Origin of the sequence: Neobacillus sp. FSL H8-0543 (genome assembly GCF_038592905.1) — a bacterium.
In the GTDB taxonomy this organism is placed as follows: Bacteria; Bacillota; Bacilli; order Bacillales; family Cytobacillaceae; genus Neobacillus.
This window is the reverse complement of sequence record NZ_CP151943.1, coordinates 1207851-1224108: the sequence shown is the minus strand read 5'-3', so window position 1 is coordinate 1224108 and position 16258 is coordinate 1207851. Positions and strand designations below refer to the sequence as shown.

Here is a 16258-nt window from a genome sequence, read left to right as displayed (position 1 = left end):
TGAAAACAACCTGACACAAAACTTTTGATATATAATATAGAATGAATGAGCTTAGGTAGTGACAAGTATAATTTACTTCTTTACAATTAGTGTAGTATCTTAAATTAAGCTGTAAAATGAATGGATTGCAGTCATATGGCTGTTTTGGAGGGATTTTTTTGGTTACCATTCAGGAAATGGAATTAAAGGAACGAGGTCTTTTGGCTGTTAATCGTTCACAAAAACTTGGACGTCCTATTTTAATTAGTGAAGTTCATAATGTGGACTCGATTAATCCGTTAGCTTTTTTCAATAGTGGAAGAGAAAGCTTTCTGGGGGAACGCTTTTATTGGAAAGACCCGAAAGAATCAATTGTACTAGTGGGGCTTGGTATATCAAAACAAATTCAGTCGGATCAGGCTACTGACCGCTTTTTTCATGTTGAGGATGAATGGAAAAAGTTTTTAAGGGACAGTTTTGTTTTTAATCCTTATCCTGAAAACGGTTTGGGCCCTGTGATGTTTGGCGGATTTTCTTTTGACCCAAGTAAGAAGAAAACAGAGCTTTGGTCAAAATATGCAGATTCATTATTCCATATTCCCAAATATATGTTAACCGTCTTCGAGAATCAGACCTTTTTAACGACTAATATCGTTTGTACACCAAATGATGATATTACCCTATTTGAAAAAGTGATTGCAGAGAGATCTCAGTTGTTAAGTTCTCTTAAAGAAAACTATGAGGTCAGAGCTGCGAATCTCCTTGATATTAAGGAAATATCTCCAGATAAGTGGAAAAAGTCGGTTGAAGAAGTGGTTAGTGACGTAAAGGAAGGACCATTGAAAAAGGTAGTCCTTGCCCGTGAATTGCGATTGTCCTTTGATCACCATGTTATGGCAGAAGGGGTTCTGGCAAATCTCTATAGACAGCAGCGAGAAAGCTTTATTTTTGTATTTGAATCCAATGGAGATTGCTTTGTGGGTGCCACGCCGGAGAGGCTTGTGAAAAAACAGGCAAACAAAGTGTACTCCACATGCTTGGCAGGTTCAATACCACGGGGGAAGTCAGAGGAAGAGGACCGGGTATTAGGAGAAAAATTATTAAATGATAAAAAAAACCTTATCGAGCACGGATTTGTTGTGGAAATGATTAAGGAAGCTTTAGAAGAGTCGTGCAAGGAAATCATCCTGCCTGAAAAGCCTCAACTAATGAAAATTAGGGATATTCAGCACCTTTATACACCAGTGATCGGTAAATGCCATGAAGATGCTTCCTTGTTATTATTAGTTGAGAGGCTTCATCCCACACCAGCTCTTGGCGGTCTGCCAAAACAAGAAGCCGTTGAGAAAATTAGAGAAGTGGAAGAACTAGAGCGCGGATTTTATGCTGCCCCACTTGGATGGGCTGATTACCGCGCAAATGGAGAATTTGCTGTCTCGATTCGTTCTGGTTTAATCCAGGGGAAAGAAGCTTCCTTGTTTGCTGGTTGTGGTGTGGTTGCAGATTCTGATTCTGAAAGTGAATATCAGGAAACACGCTTAAAGTTTAGACCAATGCTTCGAGCGCTTGGAGGAAATTGAAATGAACCATCAAGATTCATTAACTGCCTATATAGCTGCCTTTGTGGCAGAGCTAGTTAATACCGGGGTTACCGATGTAGTTGTTAGCCCAGGTTCAAGGTCGACACCAATGGCTATGGTGATGGCGGAACATCCGAAGTTGAAAGTTCATATTCATGTGGACGAACGTTCGGCAGCCTTTTTTGCATTAGGAATAGCAAAGATTACGAACAGAGCAGTTGCAATACTTTGTACCTCTGGTACTGCAGCCGCAAATTACTTTCCTGCAATCGTCGAGGCGCGCTATTCCCGTGTACCGCTAATCGTATTAACAGCGGATCGTCCGCATGAGCTTAGAGAAGTTGGGGCACCACAGGCTATTGACCAAATTCATCTATACGGCCAGCATGTAAAATGGTTTGCAGAAATGGCTCTGCCAGAAAAAAATAATGAAGTCATAAGGTATGCTCGGACTGTATGTGCTCGTGCAGCCGCAATTGCCTGCCAGGCACCTGCAGGCCCCGTTCATTTGAACTTTCCGTTCCGAGAACCGCTGATTCCAAAAATTGATGAGGATTTATTCAGATTAGACGAACGTCCAATGGGATATGTTCAAGTTCGTAATGGTGAGCTAACAATTAACGATGAGCAATTGGAAGAAATTGCACGAATGTTAAAAGGTTATTCAAAGGGGATTATTGTTTGCGGAAATATTGCTGATGAGAGATTTGCTGCAGCAGTAACCCAACTATCAGATAGATTGAACTTCCCGATTTTAGCAGATCCGTTGTCACAGCTTAGAAGTGGTAAGCATAACCTTGAAAATGTCATTGAAGCATATGATACATTTTTAAGAAATGAAGATGCGAAAAGAACGCTACGACCTGAGGTTATATTGCGGTTCGGGGCGATGCCTGTATCGAAGGCGTTAACTATATTTTTGAAGGAAAACCACCAAGTAAATCAATTTGTTATCGATGGAGCGGGTGGCTGGCGTGATCCAGGGGCAATGTCAACAGAGATGATTTTCTGTAATGAGACTCTCTTCTGTGAAAAACTCTTAGACTTCACAGAGGTTAATCCGTCGACAGATTTCTTGAAAAAATGGAAGGAAGTTAACAATCTTACGAAAGAAAATATGATAGGTATAAAGGACCGATCTGAACTAAGTGAAAGCGGATTGTTTTATCAATTGGCTGATATGCTTCCCGAAGGGGCAACCCTTTTTGTTGGAAATAGTATGCCGATAAGAGACATTGATAGTTTTTTTCTCAATAATAATAAATCGATAAAAGTAATTGCAAATAGAGGCGCAAACGGTATCGACGGAACAGTTTCCACTGCCTTGGGTGCTGCCTTATATTCTAAGCCTTTATATTTGGTATTAGGAGACCTAACCTTTTTCCATGATCTAAATGGTCTAATAGCAGCAAAGCTTTACGAAATTGATATTCATATTATTCTTATAAATAATAATGGAGGAGGTATATTTTCCTTCCTTCCTCAATCAGAGCATCCGAAAAATTTCGAACTTCTTTTTGGTACACCGCTAAACATTGAATTTGAACATGCAGTTCGGATGTTTAATGGTAGCTTTATGAAAATGGCTGATTGGGATCATTTTAGTGAGATGATGAATAAATCTAGTGAAGCTAAAGGGATAAATGTATATGAAATAATGACAAACAGAGATAGAAATACTGCTGAGCACCGCGAATTTTGGCGTTCTGTTTCCCAGGAAATATCAATTTATGTCAAAGGTGAGTATTCGTGAAGGTAATGGTTGACGGAATTCATTATCATGTCGAAATGTGCGGTGAGGGATTCCCGCTATTACTCCTCCATGGGTTTACTGGAGATGGTTCCACTTGGGGACCTTATCGCCATGTTTGGGGGCAGCATTCTAGGTTAATTATTCCAGACATAATTGGACATGGTAATACAGATGCACCTGATGATTTGAACCGTTACCAAATTGACGCTGTGGCAGCAGATATGGTGAATATTCTTGATCAACTGGGAGTGAAGCAGGTTGATATTCTCGGCTACTCTATGGGTGGGAGGCTTGCGCTTACCTTTGCTCTCCTATACCCTGAGAGAGTACGAAAGTTAATCTTAGAAAGTGCTTCACCTGGGCTTCCAACTGAGGAAGAACGGCAAGAACGCCGTAACAAGGATGCTGACCTTGCAAAATTAATAAATGAGCAGGGCATACTATCGTTTGTGGATTATTGGGAAAACATCCCGCTGTTTTCGACGATGAATGCCCTTTCCGACAGTGTTAAGGAAACGATTAGAAAACAAAGACTTGCGAATTCTCCAGAGGGGCTAGCAAATAGTCTGCTGGGAATGGGGACAGGCTCCCAGCCCTCATGGTGGGAGGACCTGGATAAATTAAGTTGTGATATATTGGTGCTAGCAGGAGAAAAGGATAAAAAGTTCTGCAGGATCGCTGAAAAAATAAAGATTAATAGTAGAAAAGCTTCATTAATTATTTTTCATGAATCTGGACATGCAATTCATGTGGAAGATTTAGAAAAGTTTGGTACAATAGTAAGTGACTTTTTGTTGAAATAAAGGAGGAGTTTTGCTTTGACAGTAGAATGGATTGCTGGACGTAAATATGAAGAGATTATCTATGAAACATATAATGGGATTGCGAAAATTACGATTAATCGCCCGCATGTACATAATGCATTTACACCGAGAACCGTATCAGAATTAATTGACGCTTTTGCCTATGCACGTGATGATAAAAATGTAGGGGTAATTGTGTTAACTGGAGCTGGAGAGAAAGCATTTTGCTCTGGCGGAGACCAAAGTGTTCGAGGACATGGAGGCTATGTTGGGGAAGACAACATTCCCCGCTTAAATGTTTTAGATCTTCAACGTTTAATCCGTGTTATTCCGAAACCAGTAATAGCGATGGTAAAAGGCTATGCGATTGGCGGCGGGCATGTGCTTCACATCGTCTGTGATTTAACGATTGCTGCGGATAATGCCGTATTTGGCCAAACAGGTCCAAATGTTGGAAGTTTTGATGCTGGTTATGGTTCAGGCTATCTTGCAAGAATTGTCGGCCATAAAAAAGCTCGTGAAATTTGGTTCTTATGCCGTCAATATAATGCACAGGAAGCACTTGATATGGGCTTAGTCAATACTGTAGTTCCTCTTGAAAGGATTGAAGAGGAAACAATCCAGTGGTGTAATGAAATGCTTGAAAAGAGCCCGACCGCCCTTCGTTTCATAAAGGCAGCAATGAATGCTGATACAGATGGACTAGCAGGTCTACAGCAATTTGCAGGTGATGCAACACTGCTTTACTATACAACAGATGAAGCGAAGGAAGGCCGCGATTCATTTAAAGAAAAGCGTAAGCCAGACTTCGGTCAATTCCCACGTTTTCCTTGATAACACATTCACTGCAGCTTGATGGTACCCATCAGGCTGTTTTTATATATTTGGCTGTGTTAAAGTTTATTGTTGATTTTTACAACTATTTGGATTGGAGCGGAAGGTGCGAGACTCCTGCAGGAGTAAGGGGCAGGGGAGACCCCACAGGCGCTTTAGCGCCGAGGAGGCTCCCCGGACCTCCTGCGGAAAGCGAAGCACCTGGAGCGCAAATCAACAGGCAACTTTAACAAAGCCTTCAATTTAGAGGTGATACATATGAATAATGAAATCATGCCAAACTTTATAAAAAATAGAGCATTCCTTACACCTGACAGAATAGCATTATTTTTTAATGAGCATACTTTAACATTTAAAGAACTTTATGAACAATCCTATCAAGTTGCCGGACAGCTTCAAAAATCTGGTGTTAAAAAAGATCAATTTGTCGGTATCTTGCTGAAAAATCATTTAGATACAGTTGTGATATTATTTGCTTTGCAGCTCTTAGGTGTAAAGGCAGTAATGTTAAATAACCGTCTAACACCCGCGGAGTTAGCCTGGCAGCTAAATGATTCACAAGCAGCCTTTTTGATAATAGAAGATTCTTACGAAAAGGCAGACGAATTACTAACACTGGGATTAACCATTATCACAAAAGAACAATTAGTTCCTGCAGACTTTGAGGTACCAGTTATTCAGGAAGAAATCAATTTAACAGATGTTTGCACGGTCATGTACACATCAGGGACAACAGGCAATCCGAAAGGTGTGCTGCAAACCTACGGCAACCATTGGTGGAGTGCTGTTGGGTCAGCATTAAATTTAGGATTTATTGATAAAGACCGCTGGCTATGTAGTGTACCGCTTTTTCATATTAGTGGTTTCTCCATCCTAATGCGCAGTGTTATTTATGGAATGCCTGTAATCCTCCATGAAAGCTTTGATGCCAAAAAAACGATTGAGGAAATAACAAATAAACAGGTAACAATTATGTCTGTGGTTGGAACGATGCTAACGAAGGTAATTGAGACACTTGAAGATGCGAGTCTTCCCAGCGGTTTTCGTTGCTTTCTCCTTGGCGGCGGACCAGCACCGCTGCCATTATTAAAAGCATGTTCTGCAAAAGAAGTACCCGTCTTTCAAACATACGGAATGACTGAAACATCCTCACAGATAGTGACTCTCTCTCCAGAATACAGCCTAACAAAACTTGGCTCTGCAGGTAAGCCATTATTCCCGGCTCAACTCCAAATTCTCTCAGAGGATGGACGTGGTGCAGGACCAATGAAAGCAGGAGAAATTGTTGTTAAAGGGCCAAATGTTACGACAGGTTATTTAAATCGGCCGGATGCAAACAAAGATAAATTCCGTAATGGCTGGTTTTACACTGGCGATATTGGACAATTGGACGAAGAGGGTTTTTTATATGTCCTCGACCGCCGTTCTGATTTAATCATTTCAGGCGGTGAAAATATCTACCCGGCAGAAATAGAAGCCGTACTATTGGCACATCCAGCTGTTTCTGAAGCGGGTGTAACCGGTCTTGAGGATAAAATCTGGGGGCAGGTACCTATCGCCTTTGTCGTTGCAAAAAATGGCTCGATTGTTTCTGAGGAAGAGCTTGAGCAATTTTGTATGGGGCATCTAGCTAAATACAAAGTACCAAAAAAAATCCGTTTTATTAGTAAGTTACCGAGAAATGCTGCAAAAAAACTTTTACGCAGAAAGTTAAGGGAAATGGCAGAAGAGGGAAGGACGGACCGATGAATATTTCAGCCGTTCAGCTCTATGTGATTAAAATGCCATTGAAATCACCGTTCCAAACGCATTTAGGAACCGTTATCGAGCGAGAGGGCATTATTGTCGAGGTAACAGACATTGATGGCGTTTCAGGCTATGGTGAGGGTGTTGCCTTTTCAACACCGTGGTACACGGAAGAAACAGTTAAAACGAGCCTACATATGTTAACTGATATATTGATTCCTTTACTGAAAAAAAATGCTGTATCCCATCCTGAAGAAGCGGCCGTTTTATTTAAGTCAGTTAAAAGGAACCATATGGCAAAGGCAGGATTAGAAATGGCTCTTTGGGATTTATATTCTAAAAAGCATGCGAAGTCACTTGCTTCAGTTATAGGCGGTACAAGGGAAACAATTGCTTCAGGGGTTGTAGTCGCTACGGATTCAACGGTCATTGCACTTAACCAGATTGAAAAGTTTCTTTCTGAAGGCTATCAGCGTTTTAAAGTCAAAATAAATCCTAAGCAGGATTACGCTTTTTTAGAAGAAATACGTAGACACTTCCCAGACCTCCCATTGATGGCTGATGCAAATTCTGCCTATACGTTAAAAGATTTAGAGCGTTTGAAGAAACTGGATGATTTTAATTTACTGATGATAGAGCAGCCTCTAGCCGCCGATGATATTATTGAGCATTCAAAGCTTCAAAAAAGTATTAGGACGCCGATTTGCCTTGATGAAAGCATTGTGACCTTTGAAGATGCAAAACAGGCAATCGAGCTTGGAAGCTGCAGGGTAATTAACATTAAGTCAGGCAGAGTAGGCGGCCTCTATGAAGCAAAAAAAATTCATGACTATTGTCTTGAAAAGGGGGTTCCAGTTTGGTGTGGTGGGATGATCGAATTTGGAATTTCACGGGCACATAATATTGCGCTTGCATCACTTCCGGGTTTCACCATTCCAGGCGATATCTCTGCTTCCAGCCGTTTTTGGGAGGAAGATATTATTTCTCCCGAAGTCACCGTTAATGACGGTTATGTCAAAGTACCAACTACCCCGGGAATCGGATTTAGCATTAATCAAAAAAGACTAAAAGACGTCCAGCTGATGAAGAGTCTTTTTAAATTTTAGGCTGTGTTAAAGAACATTGTTGATTTAGTACACTCAGTTGATTGGAGCGGAAGGCACGAGACTCCTGCGGGAAGAGCAAGTCACGGGAGACCCCGCAGGAGCGAAGCGACGAGGAGGCTCCCGGACTGCCCGCGGAAAGCGAAGTGCCTGGAGCTCCAATCAACAAACAAGTTTAGCACACCAAATTAAAACAACAAACCCAGGCAGCGATTGCCTGGGTTTGTTGTTTATAGATCAGATGGTTCAAATGTTTTACAATCGGTTTCTTGATTGTTATCAGCAGTTTTTCCTTTATGGCTGACAACATAAATGCTTTCTGCATTACATTTATTTCCCTTTGCCCAGTAGGAGCAATTGTTAACCTCACATAAAACATCCTGTGCCATCTCGTATCACTCCTTAATAAAATTCGTAATACAAAAATAGGATGTGAATTTTAACCGTTCATTATCCCTAGAAGTAAAAGGGATTTGCAGAAGTATTTGCTAATTATTTAAAGCTGTATTTAATGAATCTAGGTTTTGCTCCATTAAAGTAAAATATGTCTCTTTATTCTTAATATTATCCTTAGTTAAAATCGCTAAATTATGGATGGGTAAAGCTCTTGCACCAATTTCCTTCTGAACCACTTCAGCTAATTTAGATTGAACATTTTGTTCGAAGAAGATATGCTGAAGTCCCTCTTGGTCGGCTAATGAGATAATTTTCTCCAGTTCTCTTTGCGAAGGTTCATTAGAGGTTGAAAGTCCAGAAATACTAATTTGTTCTATTCCGTAACGCTGTTCCCAGTATCCAAATGCCGCATGAGTAACAATAATTTTATTATGCTTAGCAGATTTTATTGTCTCATCGAATGCTGCATGTAATTCATCTAAATCTCCTGCTAATTGGGTATAATTATCATTAAAATAAGCTTTATTCTCTGGCATTTTTTCAATTAAGGCGTCCCTTACTATCGCAGCCATTTCTTTTGCAAAAATGGGGTCTAGCCACACATGTGGGTTGACATCACTATGTTGATGATCCTCATCTTCATGATCATCACCTTCATGGTCATCTTCTTCCACTAACTGAAGATTAGTAGCAGTGGGCAATAACTCAACGTTTTCGTTTTTTAATGATCCTTTTGCTTTTTCTACAAATCCCTCTAAGCCTAATCCGATATAGAAAAATAAGTCTGAATCAGCTAGTTTCATCATATCTTTTTGCGAAGGTTCAAATGTATGTTCATCTGCACCTGGAGGATAGATGGTTTTCACATCAACAAATTTTCCTCCAATTTGCTCAGTAAAATATTGAAGTGGGAATACTGTTGTATAAATGGTTAAAAGATCTTCCTCTTTTTGTGTTTCTTCTAGGTCACTAGAGCAGGCAGAGAGTATAAGGCTAAATAACAAAAGAAAGGTAAGAAAAGTAATAATTTTCTTCATATAATGCTCCTTCATATGTTTATAAATCGTATTTATTCCGATTTATTGTCCAAAAATTTTTTGAATTCAAATAATAGATATATGTGCGTAATACGGAACGATTCCGATTTCTCTATGTATGTTACAAAAAAAATAGCTTTTATGCAAGTAAAAATATTTGGCATATCCCTTATTGATTTTGTATGCTGAAAGAAGAAAAACTTAAAGAGGTGGAATAAAGATGCAGAATTCTACATTATTAAATGAAATTCTTGATTATAATCGAAAGTTTGTAGAGATCCGTGAATATGAAAAATATGAAACGACTAAATTTCCTAATAAACGTATGGTAATCCTGACATGTATGGATACAAGATTGCTTGAATTATTGCCAAAAGCGATGAATTTAGGTAATGGCGATGTGAAGACAATAAAAAATGCAGGTGCTCTTGTTTCACACCCGTTTGGTAGTATTATGCGTAGTATTTTAATTGCTGTATATCAATTGCAGGCACAGGAGGTCCTTGTCATTGCCCATCACGATTGCGGTATGAGCGGTTTAAAGCCTGAGCCGGTAATTGAAAGTATGAAAAGCCGGGGAATCTCAGATGAAACAATTAATACTCTTTCCTATTCCGGGATTAATATTAACAAATGGCTCCATGGATTTGATAATGTTAATGAAAGTGTTGAGCATAGTGTTGGGGTTATAAGAAATCATCCGCTTATGCCAGAGGGTGTTCCTGTTCATGGACTAATCATTGATCCGCATACGGGTGCACTTGAGCTTGTTGTCGATGGGTATAAGGCTTAATGTCCCTTCTTGTCTGGGACCAGGTCGATACCGCCGGGATGGAAGGGATGGCATTTTAGGATTCGTTTTATGGTCAGCCAACCACCTTTAAATGCCCCGAAACGTTGAACAGCTTCCAGGCCATAATGGGAGCAGGTTGGGTAAAAGCGACAGGTTGGTGGCTTAATTGGAGAAATGACAACCTGATAAAAACGAATAATAGCAATAAAGGCTTTTTTTAACATAAAAACACTCCCTAATAGCATGTAATTAAAACATACCATAATTATAAAAAAACGTCTAAATTGTTACATTAAATAAATCAGATGAATTTAGTCGGGATTTGTTGTATGATATGAGGTAGATTAAATAGGGAGTGAATGCTATGCCTTCAGTAGAAAGTTTTGATTTAGACCATAATGCGGTTAAAGCCCCGTATGTAAGACATTGTGGTGTACATAAGGTGGGCAGTGATGGTGTTGTAAATAAATATGATATCCGTTTTTGTCAACCTAATAAACAAGCGATGAAGCCGGATGTGATTCATACACTAGAACATCTATTGGCGTTTAATCTCCGGACACATTCGGAAAAATTTGATCACTTTGATATTATTGATATTTCACCAATGGGCTGCCAAACAGGTTATTATTTGGTCGTTAGTGGTGAGCCAACTGTGGAAGAAATCATTGACCTTCTTGAAGCGACAATGAAGGATGCGGTGGAAATCACTGAGATTCCTGCAGCAAATGAACGCCAATGCGGTCAAGCAAAGCTCCATGATTTAGAAGGTGCCAAACGCTTAATGCACTTTTGGTTAGAGCAAAGTAAAGAAGAATTAAAACAAGTTTTCGCATAGAGATAAAGAAAAATCCTATTCACTCTGAATAGGATTTTTTTATGCCTCTTTTTTATCTGGATTCTCAATATTTACCTTGTCGACATAAGGCTTATCTTCTAGCGGGTCCACTGTATGCTTGTAAGAATAGGCTTTTGATGTAGTAACGACTGCAAGCAAGAGGACGACAATAATAATAATTATGCTCACCACAAATACAGTATACATTTAAATCCCCCCTTCATTCCTCACCTATTGTACCATGCCAATCCGTGTTAATAATAAAAAAAACTGCACGAAAGGCAGTTTCGATTCCACTAGTATGTAAGGTTCAATGTATATTTCTTGGATAATAAGTATGGGTGCGCCGCTGGCCGTATTCTTCCTGCGCAAATTTTCCCTTTAAGCTTTCGATTAAATAGAGCCCCATTAAATCGTATAATTCCTGTTTATCCATATCCTGAATTAATCCTAACAAGTCTTCATGTGTCATTTCTTCTAAAAAGGCGAAGGCTAGCATGTCGATATCTTCCTCATCACCAGTTAGCTTGTTACGATACATTTCATATAGCTCATCGACTAACTTCATTTATCTCACCTCCTGCAAATATAGATTCCTCTACTTATTCAATTCCCTTTCCAATAAAAAATATCCTCTAACAATTCAATAAACCTTTTGAGAACTATAAAATATATTTTCTTAATATTATGACAATTATACACTATTCATTTCCAAAAAATGAATAGAAATGTAAAAAAGAATAAATTTTTATTTTTGTGGAAACTTTTAATTAATGAATCATAAGGGGATGACATAATGAATGAACAGAAAAAAACCTATTATATAGATGTGGGAACAGGTGGCATCTCTCAAAGCGAGACCAGTTCAACCTATAGTTTCAAAATTCAAGCGAATGATGAAGAAATTACCGAACTCCGGGAGTTGTTTGACCAAAACTATTCAACCGAATGGAAAAACTTTTTCCGGGCTCATGTTCCATATGTGCAATATCATTACGACCGTGAGAATGACGCATATGACAATACGATTCAACAAGTGTATGGGATGATTCACAAACTGGGTGATGACCAAGCAAAACAGCATATTGAAAGTATGAATATCATGCCGACGATAGAATAGACTGAGGGAAAATCCTAATAATGAGGATTTTCCTTTTTTTTATATGTCTAGCGCAATCAGTACAGCGACTAGTGTACTTCGCTCTTCTCCCTACGATAAGTCAACATCGGATCGCTTACCGCTCTCCGTGTTTCCTTTATCTCAGTCGAAGCGCTCCAGTCCTGTCGTGCGCTAAACGTGCGATTGACCTTTTCTTATTATAATATAGTCTTAAAAGGAATCAAGAGGCGGGTTATAGATGAATCAATTTTTTGATGTTAATGGCAATCTGGTGGAGCTGTCTTTTTTTGAGAATGCATTCCAAGAGGAAATTAAACATGTGCTTGTTATTTGTCAGTATAGAGACTCTTGGTTTTTAACCAATCATAAACTCAGAGGTATAGAATTTCCCGGTGGAAAGGTGGAGCGTGGTGAGTCACTTGTAGAAGCGGCCCATCGTGAGGTTTATGAGGAAACGGGTGCCAGCCTTGAAGAACTAAACCCTATTGCAGTATATAGAGTTAGTGATGAAAAAGGAATATTTGTTAAAAAAGTATTTTGGGGGAAAATTAAAACAATAAATAAAACAAACGACTATTACGAAACGAATGGCCCTGTCGTTGTAGACGGTGATATTTTGCAATTAAGATTTAACAATGACTATAGCTTTATTATGAAGGACCAAGTTATCGAGGAATGCCTAAAGTATATTTACAAGCTTCAAAATAAAAAAGAATAGCAGCAAATATTCAATAAGCCGCTATTCCTTGATAAGTTTCTTTTCTAATAGCTCTACAAGCTGATACATAATCGTCGCAATAACTGCAATGACCAGAAGAGCTAAGAATACGAGCGTAAAATTAAATACTTGGAAGCCGTAAATAATCATATAGCCCAGTCCTCTAGAGGATACCAAAAATTCGCCAACGATGACACCGACCCATGAAAGTCCGACATTCACCTTTAAAGTAGAAATAATTGTCGGAAAGCTCGCGGGTAGAATGGCTTCCTTAAAGCATTGCAGTCTAGTGGCACCAAATACTTGAAGGACTTTTAAATAATTTGGATCGACTTCTTTAAATGCTGTGTAGACGACAATGGTAGTGATGATGACAGAAATGATCGCACCCATAGCAATAATAGAGGAATAGCCCGGACCAAGTGCGACAATTAAAATCGGGCCTAAAGCTACCTTTGGCATCGCGTTTAAGATTACAAGATAGGGGTCGAAAATCTTCTGGAGCATTGGTGACCACCATAATACTGCTGCTAAAATTGTTCCTAGTAACGTACCTAAGATAAATCCGAAAATTGTCTCCGTTAAGGTAACACCTAAATTGGAAAGCAAGGAACCATCTTGAAACTTCACTAAGAACAAACTCCAAATCTTTGATGGAGAACTAAACAGGAGCGGATCAACCCATTGTTTTTGACTTGATAATTCCCAGCCTGAGAAAAAGACAAGCAAAATAACGACCTGATAAAAACGGATCCATCTCTTTTCAATCGCTAAAGAATGAATATATTTTTTATGGAGGAGTTTTAGACTATTCTTCTCCGGGCTCAAGGGACTCCAACTCCTTCCAAATCATTTGAAAGACGTTAGAAAAGGCTTCATGGTTTCGTGCTTCAAAGGGAGACAAGTCTCTTAACTCATCTGGTATTTGAAACACACGGTGAACCCTGCCTGGGCTTGGTGAAAAGAGAACGATCCTGTCACTCATTGCAATGGCTTCACCAATGTCATGCGTGACAAGGATGGCCGTTTTTCCAAATTTATCTAATGTATTTGAAACTAAATCCTCTAGCTTTAACTTTGTTTGGTAATCAAGTGCTGAAAATGGCTCATCAAGCATTAGCAGCTTCGGTTCCGTTGCCAGTGTTCGTATGAGGGCGACACGCTGTCTCATTCCGCCTGATAATTGTTTAGGCAATTGCTTTTCGATGCCAGTTAAACCAATCTGCTTCAGTAGGCTTAGTGCTGCGGATTTTGTTCTTTCATTTAACTGTTTTGATAATTTAAGACCTATTAGAATGTTTTCTTCAATTGTTTTCCATGGGAACAAATAATCTTGCTGAAGCATGTAGCCAATTTGATTTTCCGAGGTAAGAATTGGTTTCCCTTCAAGCAAAACATTGCCATGCGTGGGCTTTATTAGCCCAGCAATGATTGAAAGCATCGTTGTTTTACCACAGCCACTAGGGCCGAGGAAGGACACAAATTCTCCTTCCTCTACATGGATCGTTATATCTAAGAGGGCCGTGGTCGCCGAGGCATTAGTAAAATAGGTGTGATGAATGTCTTTAATAGCTAAAAAATTCATCTGACGACCTCCCTAAACAATTATTTTTTCGAGATATCCTCGGCAATTTTTGTATTGACTAGTGTCTCATGAGATACTTCCTGTGGAAGTTCTCCCGCTTCCTTCATAATGTCCTGGAGATTATTCCACTCTTCTTCATCGAGGATTGGATCTGTAGCAAAGGAGCCTTGTTCTTTATATCTGTCGACTACCAATTCCATGATTTCCATATCTGTATCTGGAAAAAAGGATTGAATGGCTTCAGCAATTTCGGCTGAACTATGGGAGTCTACCCATTGCTGTGCTTTGTAAATCGCTCCTGTGAATTTTTCAACAATTTCTTTGTTTTCTTCCATATAGCTTTCTTTCGTCATAAATGTGGTATATGGGACATGCCCTGATTCTGTTCCAAAGGATGCGACAATATGTCCTTTTCCTTCTTTTTCAAAAATACTAGCTTGCGGTTCGAATAATTGGACAAAGTCACCTGTGCCCGAACCAAAAGCTGTGGCGATATTTGCAAAATCAATATTTTGGATTAGGGTTAAATCCTGATGTGGGTCAATTCCATGCTTCTTAAGGACGAATTCACCAACCATTTGTGGCATACCACCTGTACGCTGGCCTAAGAATGTGGAGCCCTTTAATAAATCCCATGAAAAATTATCGATATTTTCCCGTGAGACTAGGAAGGTACCATCTGTCTGGGTTAATTGGGCAAAGTTGATTACCGGGTCATTTGCTCCTTGTGCGTAAACATAAATGGAAGTTTCCGATCCTACTAGTGCAATATCCGTACCACCCGAAAGTAAGGCAGTCATTGTTTTGTCACCACCGAAGGTTGTTGTCAGTTCAACGTCCAAGCCTTCTTCTTCAAAAAATCCTTTAGCTAGTGCAACATATTCAGGTGCATAGAAAATGGAACGAGTAACTTCAGCTAAACGAACCTTTTGCAGTTTTTTAGGATCCGTGTTGTTATTACAAGCCGCTACAGAAATCAATAGAATCACAATGAGAAGTGAGGAAAGACTGAACTTTAGCCATTTTTTCATGAAGTAAACCTCCTAATTACAATAAAATCTGGGCGTTTGCCTTTGATATTGTATGAAATAGGTAAAAATGTGTGAATGCCTAGTTACAGTAATTTTTTACTAAGTAAATTTTGGAAAGGAGCTATGGGATGAATACACAAAGTGGAAAAATCATTGATATCTATCGTTTCCCTTCTCCAAATCCCAATGTAGAGTTAAATGTAGTTACCTATCTATCAAACGGCCTAAAGGTGAAAGGGCTACTCGCTGAACCAAAAACCTCGGGACCTATAGATGGTTTTCTTTATTTGCGTGGTGGAATAAAAAATGTTGGAAAAGTTCGACCGGCGAGGATTGCCCAATTTGCTGCCGAAGGCTTTGTTGTCTTTGCTCCCTATTATCGCGGGAATCAAGGGGGAGAAGGCAACGAGGATTTTGCTGGAGAGGATCGGCAGGATGCGTATGCAGCCTTTTTGCTGTTAAAATCACTTCCAAGGATCAGTCAAATCCATGTGTTTGGCTTTTCACGCGGTGGTGTCATGGCATTGCTGACGGCTATTGAGTTCCCTGAGGCAGCGTCTGTAGTTACATGGGGTGGAGTGAGTGACATGTCATTGACGTATTCGGAACGGAATGATTTACGAAGGATGATGAAAAGAGTCATTGGTGGAACTCCTGAGAAGTATCCAGACCGATATCATGAGCGGACGCCACTTTATCAACTTGAACACCTAATAGCACCCATTCTCATTATTCATGGTGTGAATGATCATAATGTTTCGGTGGAACATGCCTATCGACTAGAACGGCGGTTAAAGGCGTTAAATAAACCGGTGGAATGCTGGTATTTTGACGATTTCACACACTACTTTCCACCGGCAATAAATAGAAAAGTAGTCGAGGATTTAACGAAGTGGATGAAAAGCCAAATCAAAAGGTGATAAAATAGATGTATCTTGGACG

General features: G+C 39.5%; 19 protein-coding genes. 11 read left to right on the top strand and 8 right to left on the bottom strand.

What is annotated here, in order from left to right; all coding sequences use genetic code 11:
* Positions 1–158 precede the first annotated feature (158 nt).
* The 6 genes from NSS81_RS06455 (at position 159) to menC (ending at position 7801) form a co-directional block, all read left to right on the top strand.
* Positions 159–1559, top strand: coding sequence for an isochorismate synthase (locus NSS81_RS06455; RefSeq protein WP_342432715.1), 1401 nt, complete (start codon positions 159–161; stop codon positions 1557–1559).
* A gap of 1 nt (position 1560) precedes the next feature.
* Positions 1561–3312 (top strand): 2-succinyl-5-enolpyruvyl-6-hydroxy-3-cyclohexene-1-carboxylic-acid synthase, encoded by a 1752-nt coding sequence (gene menD / locus NSS81_RS06450; protein WP_342432714.1) that lies wholly within the window; start codon positions 1561–1563, stop codon positions 3310–3312.
* Positions 3309–4115 (top strand): 2-succinyl-6-hydroxy-2,4-cyclohexadiene-1-carboxylate synthase, encoded by an 807-nt coding sequence (gene menH, locus NSS81_RS06445; protein WP_342432713.1) that lies wholly within the window; start codon positions 3309–3311, stop codon positions 4113–4115. Before menD ends, menH begins: the two co-directional genes overlap by 4 nt.
* 15 nt (positions 4116–4130) lie before the next feature.
* Complete coding sequence (gene menB / locus NSS81_RS06440; RefSeq protein WP_342432712.1) at positions 4131–4949, top strand: 1,4-dihydroxy-2-naphthoyl-CoA synthase; 819 nt, start codon at positions 4131–4133, stop codon at positions 4947–4949.
* 258 nt (positions 4950–5207) lie between these two features.
* Entirely contained in the window at positions 5208–6698 is a 1491-nt protein-coding gene (locus NSS81_RS06435; protein ID WP_342432711.1) for an o-succinylbenzoate--CoA ligase, read from the top strand.
* The gene (gene menC / locus NSS81_RS06430; RefSeq protein ID WP_342432710.1) at positions 6695–7801 is read left to right on the top strand and encodes an o-succinylbenzoate synthase; all 1107 of its coding nucleotides are present in this window, start codon (positions 6695–6697) and stop codon (positions 7799–7801) included. Before NSS81_RS06435 ends, menC begins: the two co-directional genes overlap by 4 nt.
* Positions 7802–8028: 227 nt before the next feature.
* Here menC and NSS81_RS06425 read toward each other — a convergent pair whose 3' ends face one another.
* Together NSS81_RS06425 and NSS81_RS06420 are read right to left on the bottom strand one after the other, a co-directional pair.
* Positions 8029–8187, bottom strand: coding sequence for a DUF1540 domain-containing protein (locus NSS81_RS06425; RefSeq protein WP_342432709.1), 159 nt, complete (start codon positions 8185–8187; stop codon positions 8029–8031).
* A gap of 99 nt (positions 8188–8286) precedes the next feature.
* Entirely contained in the window at positions 8287–9231 is a 945-nt protein-coding gene (locus NSS81_RS06420) for a zinc ABC transporter substrate-binding protein (protein WP_342432708.1), read from the bottom strand.
* A 220-nt stretch (positions 9232–9451) separates the two neighbouring features.
* On the opposite strand from NSS81_RS06420, the gene NSS81_RS06415 reads away from it, so the two are divergent.
* Entirely contained in the window at positions 9452–10024 is a 573-nt protein-coding gene (locus tag NSS81_RS06415; RefSeq protein ID WP_342432707.1) for a carbonic anhydrase, read from the top strand.
* Here NSS81_RS06415 and yidD read toward each other — a convergent pair.
* On the bottom strand, positions 10021–10248 hold the full coding sequence (gene yidD / locus NSS81_RS06410; RefSeq protein ID WP_342432706.1) for a membrane protein insertion efficiency factor YidD: 228 nt from the start codon (positions 10246–10248) through the stop codon (positions 10021–10023). The genes NSS81_RS06415 and yidD overlap by 4 nt on opposite strands.
* Before the next feature lie 140 nt (positions 10249–10388).
* Between yidD and NSS81_RS06405 the strand changes: the two genes are divergently transcribed.
* Positions 10389–10862, top strand: a complete 474-nt coding sequence (locus NSS81_RS06405; RefSeq protein ID WP_342432705.1) for an S-ribosylhomocysteine lyase — start codon at positions 10389–10391, stop codon at positions 10860–10862.
* Between the two features lie 39 nt (positions 10863–10901).
* On the opposite strand, the gene ytzI is transcribed toward NSS81_RS06405, so the two are convergent.
* Both ytzI and NSS81_RS06395 read right to left on the bottom strand, forming a co-directional pair.
* Entirely contained in the window at positions 10902–11069 is a 168-nt protein-coding gene (gene ytzI, locus NSS81_RS06400) for a YtzI protein (RefSeq protein ID WP_342432704.1), read from the bottom strand.
* 103 nt (positions 11070–11172) lie between these two features.
* Entirely contained in the window at positions 11173–11430 is a 258-nt protein-coding gene (locus NSS81_RS06395) for a DUF6154 family protein (protein ID WP_342432703.1), read from the bottom strand.
* 228 nt (positions 11431–11658) lie between these two features.
* Between NSS81_RS06395 and NSS81_RS06390 the strand changes: the two genes are divergently transcribed.
* Positions 11659–11982 (top strand): hydrolase, encoded by a 324-nt coding sequence (locus NSS81_RS06390; RefSeq protein WP_342432702.1) that lies wholly within the window; start codon positions 11659–11661, stop codon positions 11980–11982.
* A 238-nt stretch (positions 11983–12220) separates the two neighbouring features.
* Positions 12221–12700, top strand: coding sequence for an RNA deprotection pyrophosphohydrolase (ytkD, locus tag NSS81_RS06385; protein WP_342432701.1), 480 nt, complete (start codon positions 12221–12223; stop codon positions 12698–12700).
* Between the two features lie 21 nt (positions 12701–12721).
* On the opposite strand, the gene NSS81_RS06380 is transcribed toward ytkD, so the two are convergent.
* The 3 genes from NSS81_RS06380 to NSS81_RS06370 are packed head-to-tail and all read right to left on the bottom strand — an operon-like array spanning position 12722 to position 15316.
* Entirely contained in the window at positions 12722–13528 is an 807-nt protein-coding gene (locus NSS81_RS06380; RefSeq protein WP_342432700.1) for an ABC transporter permease, read from the bottom strand.
* On the bottom strand, positions 13509–14285 hold the full coding sequence (locus tag NSS81_RS06375) for an ABC transporter ATP-binding protein (RefSeq protein ID WP_342432699.1): 777 nt from the start codon (positions 14283–14285) through the stop codon (positions 13509–13511). Before NSS81_RS06375 ends, NSS81_RS06380 begins: the two co-directional genes overlap by 20 nt.
* A gap of 20 nt (positions 14286–14305) precedes the next feature.
* Positions 14306–15316: an ABC transporter substrate-binding protein gene (locus NSS81_RS06370; protein ID WP_342432698.1), complete on the bottom strand. Its 1011-nt coding sequence runs from the start codon at positions 15314–15316 to the stop codon at positions 14306–14308.
* A gap of 128 nt (positions 15317–15444) precedes the next feature.
* Here NSS81_RS06370 and NSS81_RS06365 point away from each other — a divergent pair, with 128 nt between their 5' ends.
* Positions 15445–16236 carry a prolyl oligopeptidase family serine peptidase gene (locus NSS81_RS06365; RefSeq protein WP_342432697.1) on the top strand — a complete coding sequence of 264 codons (792 nt, stop codon included), beginning with the start codon at positions 15445–15447 and terminating at the stop codon, positions 16234–16236.
* Positions 16237–16258 lie beyond the last annotated feature (22 nt).

Excerpts from the sequence above, each read along its gene's own strand:
- menD (WP_342432714.1), top strand. The coding sequence starts at position 1,561 with ATGAACCATCAAGATTCATTAACTGCCTATATAGCTGCCTTTGTGGCA.
- NSS81_RS06435 (WP_342432711.1), top strand. The coding sequence starts at position 5,208 with ATGAATAATGAAATCATGCCAAACTTTATAAAAAATAGAGCATTCCTT.
- menC (WP_342432710.1), top strand. The coding sequence starts at position 6,695 with ATGAATATTTCAGCCGTTCAGCTCTATGTGATTAAAATGCCATTGAAA.
- NSS81_RS06425 (WP_342432709.1), bottom strand. The coding sequence starts at position 8,187 with ATGGCACAGGATGTTTTATGTGAGGTTAACAATTGCTCCTACTGGGCA.
- NSS81_RS06420 (WP_342432708.1), bottom strand. The coding sequence starts at position 9,231 with ATGAAGAAAATTATTACTTTTCTTACCTTTCTTTTGTTATTTAGCCTT.
- NSS81_RS06415 (WP_342432707.1), top strand. The coding sequence starts at position 9,452 with ATGCAGAATTCTACATTATTAAATGAAATTCTTGATTATAATCGAAAG.
- yidD (WP_342432706.1), bottom strand. The coding sequence starts at position 10,248 with ATGTTAAAAAAAGCCTTTATTGCTATTATTCGTTTTTATCAGGTTGTC.
- NSS81_RS06405 (WP_342432705.1), top strand. The coding sequence starts at position 10,389 with ATGCCTTCAGTAGAAAGTTTTGATTTAGACCATAATGCGGTTAAAGCC.
- ytzI (WP_342432704.1), bottom strand. The coding sequence starts at position 11,069 with ATGTATACTGTATTTGTGGTGAGCATAATTATTATTATTGTCGTCCTC.
- NSS81_RS06395 (WP_342432703.1), bottom strand. The coding sequence starts at position 11,430 with ATGAAGTTAGTCGATGAGCTATATGAAATGTATCGTAACAAGCTAACT.
- NSS81_RS06390 (WP_342432702.1), top strand. The coding sequence starts at position 11,659 with ATGAATGAACAGAAAAAAACCTATTATATAGATGTGGGAACAGGTGGC.
- ytkD (WP_342432701.1), top strand. The coding sequence starts at position 12,221 with ATGAATCAATTTTTTGATGTTAATGGCAATCTGGTGGAGCTGTCTTTT.
- NSS81_RS06375 (WP_342432699.1), bottom strand. The coding sequence starts at position 14,285 with ATGAATTTTTTAGCTATTAAAGACATTCATCACACCTATTTTACTAAT.
- NSS81_RS06370 (WP_342432698.1), bottom strand. The coding sequence starts at position 15,316 with ATGAAAAAATGGCTAAAGTTCAGTCTTTCCTCACTTCTCATTGTGATT.
- NSS81_RS06365 (WP_342432697.1), top strand. The coding sequence starts at position 15,445 with ATGAATACACAAAGTGGAAAAATCATTGATATCTATCGTTTCCCTTCT.